Genomic DNA, 14,888 nt, shown 5'->3' on the forward strand with positions numbered 1-14,888 from the left:
GAAAATGACCCGCGAATTCGCCGCCGGCAACTATCGCTTCATTCCCTCCGTGTTCCAGTATTCGGCCGGTGCCACCGCCGATCCCGGCTATGAGATCGAGCGCGTTCGCTTCGATCGCCTGGTGCCGCTGGCAGAAGGGTTTGCGCTCGCCGCAAAATTCATCCGGGAGGCCGGGCGTCCGCTGACGGCGTTCTGCGCCTGCGAGCTGCGCTCGCCGGCCGCTTTCACGGAAGAAGGCTTCCGCAACTTCAACCTGCACTACGTCAAGACGCTGTCCGAGTGGAGCATCTTCGACGGCACCACCAACCCGGTGGCGCGCAGCAATGTCTGTCCCGAGATCGATCCGCCCGCCGAGCCTTCTTTCCATGCGTTCTCCTTCACGCGCCCGACGCGGTCGAGCACACCGAGTTTCGTGATCGCTGGCGGTGCCGAGGCGCGGGAGGGAAGCGGCAGCTATGTCGAGCGCACCGTGCGCTACCGTGACCTCAGCCCGGAAGGCATCACGGAGAAGGTTCGCTTCACCACCTCGCAGATGGAGAGCCGCCTTTCGGCGTTCGGCTTCGGCTGGAAGGAGACGACGGCCGTGCAGGCCTATTCGATCCGCGATTTCCACCACGCGCTGGCCGACGAGCTGGTGCGTCGCGGCGCGCTGCGCTCCGGCCTGACCTGGCACTTCGCCCGGCCGCCGGTGGTCGATCTCGAATTCGAGATGGATTGCCGGCGGGTGATGCGTGAAGTCGTGATCTGAAATCCTCATCCTGAGGAGCGGCCGTGAGGCCGCGTCTCGAAGGATGGCCACGGGCGAAAGTCGGGCTTCATGGTTCGAGACGCGCGCAAGAGCGCGCTCCTCACCATGAGGGACATCTAGCGCTGGCGCGGATCGAGCGCGTCGCGCAGGCCGTCGCCGAGCAGGTTCAGCGACAACACCACCAGGAAAATCGCAAGGCCCGGCCAGATCGCCATCCACGGCGCCTGCGTCAGGAAGCGCTGTGCGGCGTTGAGCATGCTGCCCCAGGACGGCGCCGGCGGCTGCTGGCCGAGGCCGAGGAACGACAATGCGGCCTCTGCGATGATGGCCGCGGCGATCGATAGCGTCGCCTGGACCAGGAGCGCCGGCAGGATGTTCGGCAGGATGTGCGCGAATGCGATCCGCCAGGACGGGTTGCCGAGCGCGCGCGCCGCCTCGACATAGTCCTCGGCCTTGACGCTCAGCACCTGCCCGCGGGTCAGGCGAATGAACACCGGCGTTGCCGAGATGCCGATCGCGATCATGGCGTTGCCGAGGCTGGGGCCCAGGAACGCCGCGAGCGCGATCGCCAGGATCAGGAACGGGCAGGCGAGCATCGCATCCGTGATGCGGCTGATCAGCGCGTCGGTGAAGCCGCCGCGATAGCCGGCGAGCAGGCCGAGCGGCACGCCGATGCCGAGCGCAATCGCGACCGAGATGGCGCCGGCGAGCAGCGAGGCGCGCGCGCCGTAGACGACGCGGCTCAATATGTCGCGGCCGAGCTCATCGGTGCCGAACCAGTGCACCGCGGTAGGCGGCTTGCGCACCAGGCTCCAGCTCGTGGCGATGGGATCATAGGGAACGATCAGCGGCGCCAGCAGGGCCAGCAGGATGAACGCCGTCATCACGACAAGCCCCGCGACCGCGGCCTTGCGCTTGAACAGGCGCCGTCGGGCGCGGCGTGCGGGACTGTCGAGCTCGCTCGTATCGGTGACGGGATTGGCCGAGAGCACGGCGTCGGTCATGGCCTAGCCCCTCAGCCGCGGGTTGACGAGGATGTAGGCGATATCGGCGATCAAATTGAGCGTGATGTAGATCGTCGCGGTGACCAGCACCACGCCCTGGACGACCGCGTAGTCGCGGTTGAATACGGCATCCACGATCAGCTTGCCGAAGCCGGGAATGGAAAAGATCTGCTCGGTCAGCACCGCGCCCGAGAGCAGCGTGCCGAGCTCGAGCGCGCCGAGCGTGATCACCGGCGTCAGCGCATTGCGCATGGCGTGCTTGAGGATGACCGAACGTTCCAGGAGGCCCTTGGCGCGCGCGGTGCGGACATAGTCGCTCTCCAGCACCTGAAGCATGGCGCTCCGCGTATGCCGCATCAGGATCGCGGCGATGGCGTTGCCGAGCACGAAGGCCGGCATGATCGTGGCAGCAAGGCTCGCGCGCCAGTTCTCGGTCAGCGGCACATAGCCGGAGGCCGGCAGCCAGCCGAGCTCGATCGAGAACAGGAAGATCAGCATGATGCCGAGCCAGAAATTCGGTGTCGAGATGCCCCACAGCGCAAACAAATTGGCGCCGTAATCCCAGGCGGTGCCCTTCTTGACCGCCGAGACGATGCCGGCGGGAATGCCGATCAGGAACGCGATCAGGATCGCCATCGATGCGAGCTGGAGCGTCACGGGGAGCTTCTGCGCGATCAGCTCGCGCACCGGCATCTTGTTGCGCAGGGACTCGCCGAAATCGCCGGTCAGAACGCCCTTGACCCAATAGGCGTATTGGACGGGAATCGGCTGATCGAGCCGGTATTGCCGGCGGATCTGTTCGATGACCGCGGGATCACGCTCTTCGCCGGCCATCACCAGCGCCGGATCGCCCGGCAGCAGTTGCTGGAGCGAGAAGATCAGCACCGACACGAAGAACAGCGTCGGCACGATCTGCGCGAGACGGCGGGCGAGGAAGTTCAGCATGCACACTCCCGTGTCCCGGGCGCGGCGCAACATGCAATGCTGCGCTGCTGAACCGGGACCCATGCATCGTCACGAGCGGCCCTGGGTCCCGGCTCAGCGGTGCAGCGCTCGCGCGCTGCGCCGCGTCCGGGACACGAGCAAGGAACCAGTCGCATCACTTCAGCTTAAGGCCGACGACGCGCACGAGGCCGTCCGGCATCTGCTTGTAACCTTCAAGTCTGGTCGTGTGGGCGATGATGATGCGGCGGTGGTAGAGATAGAGGATCGGTTCCTCTTCCTGCGCCAGCTTCGCCAAGCCTTCGTAGATCGCCTTGCGCTTGTCTTGATCGCTGACGAGCCGGGCCTCCTCGAGCGCCTTGTCGGCTTGTGCGTTGTTCCAGGCGCTGTAGTTCTGCGGGGCGTCGCTGTGCAGGAAGATGTAGGTATTGCCGTCGGGATCGACGCGGCCGCTCCAGGCGAGGAAATAAGCCTGATAGTCGCCGGCTTCCGCCTGCTTGAGCCCTGTCGCGAACTCGGTGACGCGGATCTTCATGTCGAATCCGGCCTCCGCGGCCATTGACTGGATCACTTGCGCCGGCGTCTCGTTTTCCGCGCCCTTCGGCACCAGGAAATCGACGCTGACAGGCGGCGTCACGCCGGCCTCTTTCAGGAGCGCCTTGGCTTTCTCGACATTCCGGGCGCGGAGCGGAAAAGCCTTTTGGTAATAGGAATGGTCCGGATTGACCCATTGGTTTCCGGTCTGAAACTCGCCGTTGAACACGACCTGGTTGATGGCGTCGCGGTCGATCGCAAGATCGAGGGCCTGGCGAACCTTGGCGGACTGGCTGAGCGGTCCCTTGGCCTTGTCCTTGCCGATGTTGAGCGTGACGCCCTGATAGCCGAGCTCGATGGCGGTGGCGACCTTCAGCCGCGAGTCGGCCCGCACGTCTTTCAGATCGGTCGCGAGCACGCGTTCGATCAGGTCGAGCCCGCCGGATTTCAGATTGGCAAGCCGCACGGTGGCATCGACGATCGGCTGGAACACGACTCGGTCGATGAAAACATTGTCCTTGTTCCAATAGTCGGCAAACTTCTCGAAGACGATGCGGTCCTGCTGCACGCGCTCGACGAATTTGTACGGGCCGGCGCAGACGGGGCGCAGGCCGAACTTGTCGCCTGCGTCCTTGGCCGCCTTTGGCGAAACCATCATCCCGGCGCGATCGGCAAGCTGCGCGAGCAGCGGCGAGAACGGCGCCTTCAACACCAGCCTGATCGTGAGGGGATCGAGCACCTCGACATGATCGACCGAGGCGAGCTCGGGCTTGCGGAACGAGCCCGGGAAGGTCAGGTGGCGCCCCAGGGAGAACTTTGCGGCCTCCGCGTCGAACGGCTCGCCATCGTGGAATTTCACGCCGGGCCGGAGCTTGATGACGAGCGCCTTGCCGTCGTCGGCGATCTCGCTGGACAGCGCAAGCTGCGGCACGATGTTGAGTTTTTCGTCGATGTCGAACAGCTTGTCGCAGAATGCTGAGAACACGATTCGGCCGACATAGGTGCGCGCCATGGTCGGATCGAGGATATCAGGGTCCTCGGCAAGCCCGATGCGCAGCGTGGTCTGGGCCTGCGCGGCACAGAGCGACATCAGCAACGTGGCGGCGGTCGCCGCGAGGCGGAACATCTTCATTGCATCATCCCCAAGGCTAATCCAAAGGCTAATCCCAAAGGCTTATCTGACATGGCTGGCGGCTATTTCGGTGTTGCCGGTGCATCTTGCATACCAACCCCGGCGTGGCCCGCGCCTTCCGCCTTTCGGCTGAAGGCGGCAACCAATTTCGCAAGCGCCGGCGACAAGGCGTGCGGGGCGGGCAGGATGGCGTCGGCCGGCGGCAGCTCCGCGACGCGGTGACATGCCGTGGCATGGCCGCTGCGATCAGCCAAAAGCTGCGGTACCTCGCTGCGGCAGCGATCGATCACGAACGGGCAACGGGTGTGGAAGCGGCACCCGGCCGGCGGATTGAGCGCGCTCGGCATCTCGCCCTTAAGCAGGATGGTGCTGCGCTTGGCGTGCGGTTGCGGCAGGGGAATCGCTGACAGCAGCGCGCGGCTATAGGGATGGCGCGGCGCGGCGAAGAGCGCGTCGGCCTCGGCCGTCTCGACGATGCGGCCGAGATTCATCACGGCGACGCGGTCGGCGATATGCTTCACCACGGCAAGATCGTGGGAGACGAAGATGTAGGCGAGGTCGAGCCGGTCCTGCAATTCGCGCAGCAGGTTCAGGATCTGCGAGCGGATCGACACGTCGAGCGCCGAGACCGGCTCGTCGCAGATGATCAGCCTGGGCTCGACCGCGAGCGCCCGCGCAATCGCGATGCGCTGGCGCTGCCCACCCGAGAATTCGTGCGGATAGCGGCGCGCCAGCCGTGGCTCCAGCCCGACCAGCCGCAACAGCTCCGCAACGCGCTCGTGCCGGCGGGGTGATGGGACCAGGTCATGCAGCGCCAGCGGCTCGGTCAGAATCTGGCCGACCGTCATCCGCGGGTTGAGCGAGGCGTAAGGGTCCTGAAAGATGATTTGCGCCCTTCGGCGGAAGGCGCGCAGCGCATTGGCGTCGAGCGCGAGCAGATCGCGGCCCTCGAAACGAACGCTGCCTGCATCCGGCTCGATCAGCCGCAGCACCAGCCGGCTGACCGTCGATTTGCCGCAGCCGGATTCGCCGACCAGCGCCAGCGTCTTGCCGGCCTCAAGCGTAAAACTAACTCCGTCTACTGCTTTGACGACAGCCTTGGACCGGCCGAGCAGGGAGCGTTCGGCGACGAAGTGCTTGACCAGATTTTCGACCTCGAGCAGCGCCATCACGACACCAATTGCTCGAGCGGCGCGCGGATACAGCGCGAGAGGTGGCTGGTGCTCACTTCGGCAAGCGGCGGCGGCGCTTTCGTGCAGGCCTCCAGCACGAATGGGCATCTTGCAGCGAAGCGGCAGCCGGCCGGCGGCTGCGCCATGTTCGGCACCATGCCTTCGATGGTCGCAAGCTGCTCGGTGCGGTGGTCGAGGCGCGGGATCGAGCCGAGCAGGCCGACGGTGTAGGGATGCTGCGGCGAGGCAAACAATTCGTCCACCGGCGCGCGCTCGACGATCTCGCCGGCATACATCACAGCGACCTCGTCGCAGACCTCGGCGACGACGCCGAGATCATGGGTGATCAGGATGATGGCCGCGCCGCTCGCGGCCTTCAATTCGCGCATCAGCTCCAAAATCTGTGCCTGCAAGGTGACGTCGAGCGCCGTGGTCGGCTCGTCGGCGATCAAAAGTCGGGGGTCACAGGCGAGCGCCATCGCGATCATCACGCGCTGGCGCATGCCGCCGGAGAGCTTGTGCGGATATTCGTCGATGCGCCGCTCGGGCGAGGGGATATGGACGCGGCGGAGCAGCTCGATCGCCCGCTCGCGCGCGCTCTTCCTTGAGCCGCCGCGGTGGCGCAGGACCGTCTCGATGATCTGGTCGCCGATGGTGAAGCTCGGATTGAGCGAGGTCATCGGCTCCTGGAAGATCATCGCGAGCCGGTTGCCGCGCAGGTCGCGCAGGGTCTGGTCGGAGGTTTGCAGGAGATCAATGCCATCGAAGCGGATGTTGCCGGTGACCTCGCTGGTCTGCTTCGGCAACAGCCCCATGATCGCAAGCGACGTCACGCTCTTGCCGCAGCCGGATTCGCCAACGAGGCCGAGCGTCGCGCCGTTGGCGACACTGAGATCGACGCTGTCCACCGCGTGGGTGATGCGGCCATCGTCGCCGTGGAAGCGGACGCGCAGGCCCTCGATCTTGATGAGGGGCGCCGCGCTCATTGCTCTGTCGTGCGGGCCGCCGCGACACGGGCATCGATCACGGCGCGGTCGGTGATCCCGGCCGGGTTCCGGCGTGTCGGCAGCGAGCCGCGGAAATGCACCCAGAGTTCGTTGCTGACCTGCTCGAGCCGTGCCAGCTCGGCAAGCGGATCGGGATGATCGTCGACGCGCAGGTCGAGCGCCGACCATTCCTCCTCGCCATGGACGAGCAGCGCGGCAGACTGCTTGCCGCGCTTGTCGCCGCCGGCGGCTTCGCCGGCGCGCATCGCCGCCAGCAGGCGGCGCGGGAAGGGCAGGCTGTCATTGGCGATGTAGGTCTTCGCCGTCTCGCTGAGGACGTCGGGACCGGCAAGCATGTTGCCCGCAATGGAGAAGCCGCTACCCGCCGTGTGTCCGCACCAGTCGACGCAATCGCGGCCGGTGTGCGCCGCGACCTCACCGCTTGCGTCCATGATGTGGACCTGGCGGCTTTCACGGCCATCATCGGTCGCGAGCAGCGCCGCGAGCACGTCATGCGCGTTCAGGCCTTCGCGCAACAGCTTGACGCCGTCGATGCCGTAATAGGGATTGACGAAAGCTTGCGTCGCGATCGCGCCAAGGCCCGCGGCGATGAAGGGCACGCGCGCGCCGACGGCGAAGAAGCGCGTCGCAACCGCAATGCCGAACTGGCCGGTGGCAGGATCTCGCGCGATGATCGACCAGGTCATGTCGTGCTCGTTCGTTCTTCAGCGTCCCACCGCGTAACCCTGCATGCCCCGCGGATTCGCGGCGGCGCGCCGGCGCACCCCGACGCGCGATGCGGCGGTGAGGCGGCCTTCGGACCAGTCGGGACCGACTTCCACGATATGCCCGCGCTCACGCAAATTCTCGATCGTCGCCTTGGGCACGCGGTTCTCGACCACGAGCACGCCGGGACGCGCGGTGCGCGGCCAGAACGAAATCGGGAAATGCTCGGAATGCCAAGCCGGCGCGTCGATCGCCTCCTGGAGATTGAGGTTGCAATGGACATGCCGCAGGAAGAACTGCGTGATCCACTGATCCTGCTGGTCGCCGCCGGGCGATCCCCAGGCGAGATACGGCTCGCCGTCGCGCAGCGCCATGGTCGGCGACAGCGTGGTACGCGGACGCTTGCCCGGCGCGAGCGATGCGGGGTGGCCTTCCTCCAGCCAGAACATCTGGGCGCGGCTGCCCAGGCAGAAGCCGAGCTCCGGGATGACCGGCGAGGATTGCAGCCAGCCGCCCGACGGCGTCGAGGAGACCATGTTGCCGTCCTTGTCGATGATGTCGAAATGCACGGTGTCGCCGCGCACCTCGCCGAAGCGGCCGACCGTCGGCTCGCCCGCGCCGAGCGCGCCGACGGCCTCGCGTTGGCCTTCGGCGCGGCGCAATTTGACGACCCCGCCAAAGCCTTCGACCGAGCCGGGCCGGAAGTCGAGCGAGGCCTTGTCGGTGACCAGCTTGCGGCGCTCGTCGTTATACGCATCCGACAAGAGCGTTGCGATCGGGATCTCGTTGAACTTGGGATCGCCGTAGAACTTCTCGCGGTCCGCGAAAGCGAGCTTTGCGCATTCGATCTGGAGATGGATGAATTCGGGGCCCGTTGGGTCGAGCCCGTCGAGCGCAAAGCCCTTCAACAACGCGAGCTGTTGCAAGGTGACCGGACCCTGGCTCCAGACGCCGGCCTTGCAGACGGTGTAGTGGCCGTAGTCATAGGTCAGCGGCGCCTCGATGGTCGGCTGCCAGCGCGCCATGTCGTCGGCCGAGAGCACGCCGCGATGCGGCGATCCGCTGACGTCCATCACTTCCTGTGTCCGGCAGAATTTGTCGATGGCCTCGGCGACAAAGCCTTGCGACCAGGCTTTTCGCGCGCGCTCGATCTCGGCATCGCGTCCGCCGCCGCCGCTTTCGGCTTCGCTCAGGATGCGTGAATAGGTGGCAGCGAGCGTCTTGTTGGTGAAAAGCGTGCCGGGTTTCGGGACTTCGCCGTTCGGCAGGTAGACCGCGGCCGACGTCGGCCAGTGCTTGCGGAACAGCTGCTCGACGGTCTTGATCGTGGCACAAGCGCGCTCGACCAGCGGATAGCCGTCGCGCGCATAGGCGATCGCGGGTTCCAGCACGTCGCGCACACGCATCGTGCCGTAGTCGCGGAGCAGCAGCATCCAGGATTCGAAGGTGCCGGGGACGCAGGCCGCGAGCAGCCCGGTGCCGGGCACCATGTCGAGCCCTTCGCTCTTGTAATGGGCGATGGTGGCGCGCGCCGGCGCCGGGCCCTGGCCGCAGATCACCTCGGTCCGCCCGCGCTTGACGTCATGCACGATGATGGGCACGTCGCCGCCGGGGCCGTTGAGATGCGGCTCGACCACCTGAAGCGTGAAGGCGGTCGCGACGCCGGCGTCAAACGCGTTGCCGCCTTTTTCGAGGATCGCCATGCCGACGGCGGTCGCGATCCAGTGCGTGCTTGCGACAACGCCAAACGTGCCTTCGATCTCAGGCCTCGTGGTGAAGGGATCCGGATTGACGTTGCTGGCCATGGGAGATCACTTTTCTTGTTTGCGGCGGGCGCAATTGATCACAGGCAAGACCTGCTGCCAATTGCGCGGGCAGCATGGCACGCGCGCGTCACGCCGGTACCGGCGCGGTGTTGACGGCGTGGCAGGCGACGCCGTCGATCAGTTGCGGCGTCTCCTTTCGACAGAGATCGAAGGCGAGGGGGCAGCGCGGATTGAAGGCGCATCCCGGCGGCGGATCGATCGGGTTCGGGATCTCGCCCTTGACCGGAATCCGTTGGCGGCCGGACATCGCGAGATCCGGCACCGCGCCGAGCAGCATCTTGGTGTAGGGCATGCGCGGGCGCGCGAACAGCTCACGGCCTTCGGCGATCTCGACGATGCGGCCGAGATACATTACGCCGACGCGGGTTGCCATGTGGCGGACGACCGCGAGGTTGTGACTGATGAACATGTAGGTGAGGCCGAACTTGTCCTGGAGGTCGCGCATCAGATTGAGGATCTGCGCCTGCACGGACACGTCGAGCGCCGAGGTCGGCTCGTCGCAGACGATGAACTCGGCGTCGGACGCCAGCGCGCGCGCGATCGCGATGCGCTGGCGCTGACCGCCGGAGAACTCGTGCGGATATTTCAGCCGGTCGTCTGGATGCAACCCCACCAGGCTCAACAATTCGCCGACGCGGGCCTGGATGTCGCGCTCGCCCTGGATCAGGTCGAAGGCACGGATCGGCTCGGCGATGATGGCGTCGACCCGGAAGCGCGGATTGAGGGAAGCATAGGGGTCCTGGAAGATCATCTGGATGCGGCGGCGCAGGCGGCGTCGCGCCGGCGCCTGCTTCGGATCGGTCATCGAGACGCCGTCGATCAGGACCTGGCCCGAGCTCGGTGGCAACAGCCCGACGATCATCCGCGCCACCGTCGTCTTTCCGGAACCGGACTCGCCGACCAGCGCAAACGTCTCGCCTTTGTTGATGTCGAAGGTGACGCCGTCGACGGCCTTGAGATATTCGAGATGGCCACCCTCGAGCACCCGGTTCAGCCACGGCTTCGAGACGTCGAAGACGCGGCGCAGATTTTTGGCCTGGACGAAGGGCGCGCTCATGCTGCGCTCTCCGCAGGGGCGTTGTCATAGAGATGGCAGGCGACCGACTGCGCACCTTGGGCAAGCGGCTCAGGCCGCTCGACCCGGCAGCGGTCGAACGCAAACGCGCAGCGCGGATTGAACGAGCAGCCGCGCGGGATCGCCGACAGGCGCGGCATGGAGCCGGGGATCTGCACCAGGCGCTTGTCTTCGCCGGCGAGCGTCGGGATCGCGCCCATCAGGCCCTTGGCGTAGGGGTGCAGCGGATTCTTCACGACGGCCTGTACCGGGCCGATCTCGGCGACGCGGCCGGCATACATCACCGCGACGCGGTCGGAGGCCTCCGCGATCACGCCCATGTCGTGGGTCACCAGCATCACCGCGGTGCCGTGGTCGCGACCGAGCCGCTTGATCAGCGAGATGATCTGCGCTTGCACGGAGACGTCGAGTGCGGTGGTCGGCTCGTCCGCGATGATCAGCTCGGGCTCGGCGCAGATCGCCAGCGCAATCACCACGCGCTGGCGCATGCCGCCGGAGAATTCGTGCGGATAGCCGTCGATGCGTTTCTCCGGCGCGGGGATGCCGACCTCGGCGAGGAGATCGATGGCGCGGCGGCGCGCGGCCAGCTCGGACAGGTTCAGATGCGTGCGGATCGTTTCCACGATCTGGTCGCCGATCTTGTAGAGCGGGTTCAGCGAGGTCAGCGGATCCTGGAAGATCATGCCGATCCGCTTTCCACGCACGCGGCGCATTTCCTCGGGCGGCAAATTGTCGATGCGTGTGCCGGCGAGATGGATCTCGCCACCGGCAATGCGGCCGGGCGGATCGATCAGGCCGATTACCGCGAGCCCGGTGACCGACTTTCCAGCGCCGGACTCGCCGACCACGCCCAGCACCTCGCCCTTGGCAATGTCGAAGGAGACGCCGTCGATCGCGCGCAGCGTGCCGCGGCGCGAGGCGAACTCCACCTGTAGACTACGCACGGAGAGAACTGTGTCGGTCATGGACGAGATGGACTCACCTGAGCTTTGGATTGAGCGCGTCGCGCAGCCAATCGCCCAGCAGGTTGATGGAGAGGATAAGAATTGCGAGCGCGAGGCCCGGGAAGGCGACGATCCACCATTCGCCGGCGAACAGATAGTTGTTGCCGATGCGGATCAGCGTGCCCAGCGAGGGCATGGTCTCGGGCATGCCCGAGCCGAGGAACGACAGCGTCGCCTCGGTGATGATCGCGAGCGCCAGGTTGATCGTGGCGATGACAAGTATCGGGCCCATCGTGTTCGGCAGCACATGGCGCAGCATGATCACGGGCGCGGGCAGGCCGATCAGTTGCGCGGCGGCGACATAATCCTTGTTCTTCTCGACCATCACCGAGCCGCGCACGGTGCGGGCATATTGCACCCAGAAGCTCAGGCCGATCGCGAGCACCAGCACGCCCAGCATGCTCATCTCGTCGAGCTTGTTGCCGAGCAGCGATTTGGCGATGCCGTTGATCAGGAGCGCGATCAGGATCGCAGGGAAGGAGAGCTGCACGTCGGCGACACGCATGATCAGGCCGTCCACGGCGCCGCCGAAATAGCCGGCCGTCAGGCCAAGCAGGATGCCGAGCGCGCCGGAGAGCACGACGCCGAGGATGCCGACGAGGAGAGAAATCCGCAGGCCGTACAGGATTGCGGACAGCACGTCGCGGCCCTGCTCGTCGGTGCCGAGCAGGAACGGGCTTTGACCGTCCGCGGTCCAAAGCGGCGAGATGCGCGAATTCAGCAGCTGGAGCTGCGCCGGATCAAACGGATTCTGTACGGCGAGCAATGAGGCGAAGACCGCCAGCAGGAAGAACAGCAGCGTGATCGCGGCCGCGATCATTGTGATCTTGGAGCGGCGGAAGGAATAGAACAAGTCGCTCTCGACGGCGCGCTTGAACCAGCCGGTTTGGGCCGCGCCGCGCGCGAGGGGCTCTTCGGCTTTGTGTGGGACGACGGCCTCGCTCATCTCAGTGTGCCCGGCTGACCGTCGAGCGCAGACGCGGATCGACGATGGTGTAGAGGATATCGACGACGAGATTGATGGTGACGAAGATCAGGGACACCATCATCAAATAGGCCGCCATGATCGGGATATCGACATTCTGCACGGCCTGGACGAACAACAAACCCATGCCCGGCCACTGGAACACGGTCTCGGTGATGATCGCGAAAGCAATAACCGAGCCAAATTGCAGGCCGGCCACCGTGATCACGGGAACCAGCGTATTCCGCAACGCATGTCCGAAATGGATCGCGCGCGTCGTGAGCCCGCGGGCGCGGGCGAAGCGGATATAGTCGGTGCGCATCACCTCCAGCATCTCGGCGCGCACCAGGCGCATGATCAGCGTCATCTGGAACAGGCCGAGCGTGATCGAGGGCATGATCAGCGCCTTCAATCCGGAGAGCGTGAGCAGGCCCGTCGTCCACCAGCCGATATGCACGACATCGCCGCGGCCGAACGAAGGCAGCCAGCCGAGCGTCACCGAGAACAGGTAGATCAGCAGAATGCCGATCAGGAAGGTCGGCAGCGAGATGCCGATCAACGAGATCGCCTGGAATGCGTGAGCCAGCAAAGTGTCGCGGCGAAGCGCCGAATAGACGCCCATCAGGATGCCGCCGAGCATCGCGAAGATTGTGGCGCAGATCGCTAGCTCCAGCGTCGCCGGCATCCGCTCCATCAACAGGTTCGTGACCGGAAGGCGGAACTGGTAGGAGATGCCGAATTTGAACTGCGCCGCATTTGCGACATAGCGGCCGAACTGCACGATCACGGGATCGTCGAGGCCGAGCGACTGGCGGATCGCGGCGCGTTCGGCGCCGGACGTGTCCATCGACACCATCTGGTTCACAGGATCGCCGGCGAAGCGGAACATCGAGAACGAAATGATGCCGACGGCAATCATGACGCCGATCGCCTGGATTGCCCGGCGAAGAGTGAAAGCGAGCATCGGTTCCTTTCAGGTCTCTTCAGAGGCGCGCATCATCGCGTAGCCTAAACGGCAAGTCCCGGAAGCCGAGGCTTCCGGGACTTCACAACTCGTCAACACTTATTCTTCCTGTTTGTTGGCCCAGTAGAGCAGGACCTGGTTGTCCGCGCGCTGAACCAGTTTCACTTTCTTGGATACGCCCCAGGCCAGCGCCTGCTGGTGCAGCGGGATGTAGGACCAGTCCTTGATCGAGATCTCGTAGGCCTGCTTGATCAGCTGGTTGCGCTTGGCGATGTCGTTCTCGACCAGGACCTTATCCGTGAGCTCATCAAGCTGCTTGTTGCAATAACCGCCGAGATTGGATTCGCCGCGGTTCGGGTCCTTGGGATCGTTGCGGCAACCCATGATGTCATGCAGCACGTTGTGCGAATCCATCGTGCCCGGCGTCCAGCCCAGCATGTAGAACGACGTCTTGTAGCCGCCCGGCTTGAGCACCTTGGCGAAATATTGCGCTTTGGGCTGCGCCAGCAGGGTCACCTTGACGCCGATGCGGGCGAGCATGCCGACCACGGCCTGGCAGATCGCCGCGTCATTGACGTAGCGATCGTTCGGGCAATCCATCGTCACCTCGAAGCCATCAGGATAGCCGGCTTCCGTCAGCAGCTTCTTGGCGCCGTCCGGATCGGCCTTGGGCCGCGTGAAATCCTTCGACAGCTGATAGAGCTCCGGTGCGATCATCAGGGCGGATGGAGTGGAGAGCCCGCGCATGACGCGGTTCTTGATCAGCTCGACGTCGATCGCCTTGTAGAAGGCCTCGCGGACGCGGGTATCCTTGAATGGATTCTTGCCCTTGACGCTGGAGTACAACAACTCGTCGCGCGACTGGTCCATGCCGATGAAGATCGTGCGCAATTCCGGGCCGGAAAGCACCGTCGCATTGGGGCTTGAAGTAATACGCTGGATATCCTGGATCGGAACGGGCTCGATGACGTCGACTTCGCCCGACAGAAGCGCCGCCACGCGTGTCGCATCGGAGGCGATCGGCGTGAACACGATCTCCTTGAGATTATGCTGCGGCTTCTGCCAGTAGTTCGGGTTGACCTTGAAGACGGTCTTCACGCCCGGCTGATGGCTTTCGATCATGAAGGGACCGGTACCATTGGTGTGCAGCGAGGCGTAGCTTGGGGTCGTGGCAGCCACCGGCGTCGGCGCAACCACGTTGTTCGCCTCCGCCCACTTTTTGTCCATGATATACCAGGTGTCCCAACCCGAGAGCAGGATGGGATTGGGAGACGTCAGGATGAAATCGACGGTATAGTCGTCGACCTTCACAACCTTGACGTCGGCAGGGACGCGGGTCAAAAGGTTGGAGCCTTGGGCTCGGACGCGGTCGGCCGAGAACACCACGTCATCGGCGGTGAAGGGATCGCCATTGTGAAATTTGACGCCCTTGCGCAAGTGGAATCGCCAGCGGGTGGGCTCCGGCGTTTCCCAGCTTTCGGCGAGCGCCGGGATGACCTTCAGGTCCTTGTCGAGCTCGATCAGCCCCTCATAGACATGGCCGAGATGGGCGTGGGTGGTGCTTTCATTGAGCGTGTACGGATCGAGCGATTTGAGCTCGCCCTGGTTGGCGTAGCGCAGCGTCTGGCTCGAGGCGGGCGACACCGCCAACGCCAGCGCCGAGGCAAGCGTCATCGCTAGAAGACCGTGACGTACCGACATTCTTGACCCTCTCCACTCTGCCATGCCGTGATTTTTGATTGTTCGGCCGGCTGATTTATCCATGTTGCCCAGAGTTTTTGCACCGTGCAAGCGCCATTCCAGCAAGGAAC

At 65.0% G+C, this 14,888-nt stretch carries 13 protein-coding genes; 1 reads left to right on the forward strand and 12 read right to left on the reverse strand.

Annotated elements, in window-relative coordinates; all coding sequences use genetic code 11:
* Nucleotides 1-4: 4 nt before the first annotated feature.
* Nucleotides 5-748: a 2-amino-5-chloromuconate deaminase CnbZ gene (gene cnbZ / locus QQL28_RS16910; protein WP_284267185.1), complete on the forward strand. Its 744-nt coding sequence runs from the start codon at nucleotides 5-7 to the stop codon at nucleotides 746-748.
* A gap of 116 nt (nucleotides 749-864) precedes the next feature.
* On the opposite strand, the gene QQL28_RS16915 is transcribed toward cnbZ, so the two are convergent.
* The 12 genes from QQL28_RS16915 to QQL28_RS16970 all read right to left on the reverse strand — a co-directional run bounded on the left by QQL28_RS16915 (nucleotide 865) and on the right by QQL28_RS16970 (nucleotide 14,778).
* Nucleotides 865-1,752 carry an ABC transporter permease gene (locus QQL28_RS16915; RefSeq protein WP_284267186.1) on the reverse strand — a complete coding sequence of 296 codons (888 nt, stop codon included), beginning with the start codon at nucleotides 1,750-1,752 and terminating at the stop codon, nucleotides 865-867.
* A gap of 3 nt (nucleotides 1,753-1,755) precedes the next feature.
* Nucleotides 1,756-2,697 (reverse strand): ABC transporter permease, encoded by a 942-nt coding sequence (locus QQL28_RS16920; protein ID WP_284267187.1) that lies wholly within the window; start codon nucleotides 2,695-2,697, stop codon nucleotides 1,756-1,758.
* Between the two features lie 154 nt (nucleotides 2,698-2,851).
* A complete protein-coding gene (locus tag QQL28_RS16925; protein ID WP_284267188.1) occupies nucleotides 2,852-4,360 on the reverse strand; it encodes an ABC transporter substrate-binding protein in 1,509 nt (502 codons plus the stop codon).
* 62 nt (nucleotides 4,361-4,422) lie between these two features.
* Nucleotides 4,423-5,529, reverse strand: a complete 1,107-nt coding sequence (locus QQL28_RS16930) for an ABC transporter ATP-binding protein (protein ID WP_284267189.1) — start codon at nucleotides 5,527-5,529, stop codon at nucleotides 4,423-4,425.
* Nucleotides 5,529-6,518 (reverse strand): ABC transporter ATP-binding protein, encoded by a 990-nt coding sequence (locus QQL28_RS16935; RefSeq protein WP_284267190.1) that lies wholly within the window; start codon nucleotides 6,516-6,518, stop codon nucleotides 5,529-5,531. Before QQL28_RS16935 ends, QQL28_RS16930 begins: the two co-directional genes overlap by 1 nt.
* Nucleotides 6,515-7,225, reverse strand: coding sequence for a DUF1028 domain-containing protein (locus QQL28_RS16940; RefSeq protein ID WP_284267191.1), 711 nt, complete (start codon nucleotides 7,223-7,225; stop codon nucleotides 6,515-6,517). Before QQL28_RS16940 ends, QQL28_RS16935 begins: the two co-directional genes overlap by 4 nt.
* Nucleotides 7,226-7,243: 18 nt before the next feature.
* Nucleotides 7,244-9,049 carry a gamma-glutamyltransferase family protein gene (locus QQL28_RS16945; RefSeq protein WP_284267192.1) on the reverse strand — a complete coding sequence of 602 codons (1,806 nt, stop codon included), beginning with the start codon at nucleotides 9,047-9,049 and terminating at the stop codon, nucleotides 7,244-7,246.
* 88 nt (nucleotides 9,050-9,137) lie between these two features.
* Complete coding sequence (locus tag QQL28_RS16950) at nucleotides 9,138-10,127, reverse strand: ABC transporter ATP-binding protein (RefSeq protein ID WP_284267193.1); 990 nt, start codon at nucleotides 10,125-10,127, stop codon at nucleotides 9,138-9,140.
* Nucleotides 10,124-11,110 (reverse strand): ABC transporter ATP-binding protein, encoded by a 987-nt coding sequence (locus QQL28_RS16955; protein ID WP_284267194.1) that lies wholly within the window; start codon nucleotides 11,108-11,110, stop codon nucleotides 10,124-10,126. Before QQL28_RS16955 ends, QQL28_RS16950 begins: the two co-directional genes overlap by 4 nt.
* A gap of 13 nt (nucleotides 11,111-11,123) precedes the next feature.
* On the reverse strand, nucleotides 11,124-12,095 hold the full coding sequence (locus tag QQL28_RS16960) for an ABC transporter permease (RefSeq protein ID WP_284267195.1): 972 nt from the start codon (nucleotides 12,093-12,095) through the stop codon (nucleotides 11,124-11,126).
* Nucleotide 12,096: 1 nt separating this feature from the next.
* A complete protein-coding gene (locus QQL28_RS16965) occupies nucleotides 12,097-13,077 on the reverse strand; it encodes an ABC transporter permease (RefSeq protein WP_284267196.1) in 981 nt (326 codons plus the stop codon).
* Between the two features lie 99 nt (nucleotides 13,078-13,176).
* Entirely contained in the window at nucleotides 13,177-14,778 is a 1,602-nt protein-coding gene (locus tag QQL28_RS16970; RefSeq protein ID WP_284267197.1) for an ABC transporter substrate-binding protein, read from the reverse strand.
* Between the last annotated feature and the right edge of the window lie 110 nt (nucleotides 14,779-14,888).

The organism is Bradyrhizobium iriomotense, from assembly GCF_030160715.1.
GTDB classification, from domain to species: Bacteria; Pseudomonadota; Alphaproteobacteria; order Rhizobiales; family Xanthobacteraceae; genus Bradyrhizobium; species Bradyrhizobium iriomotense.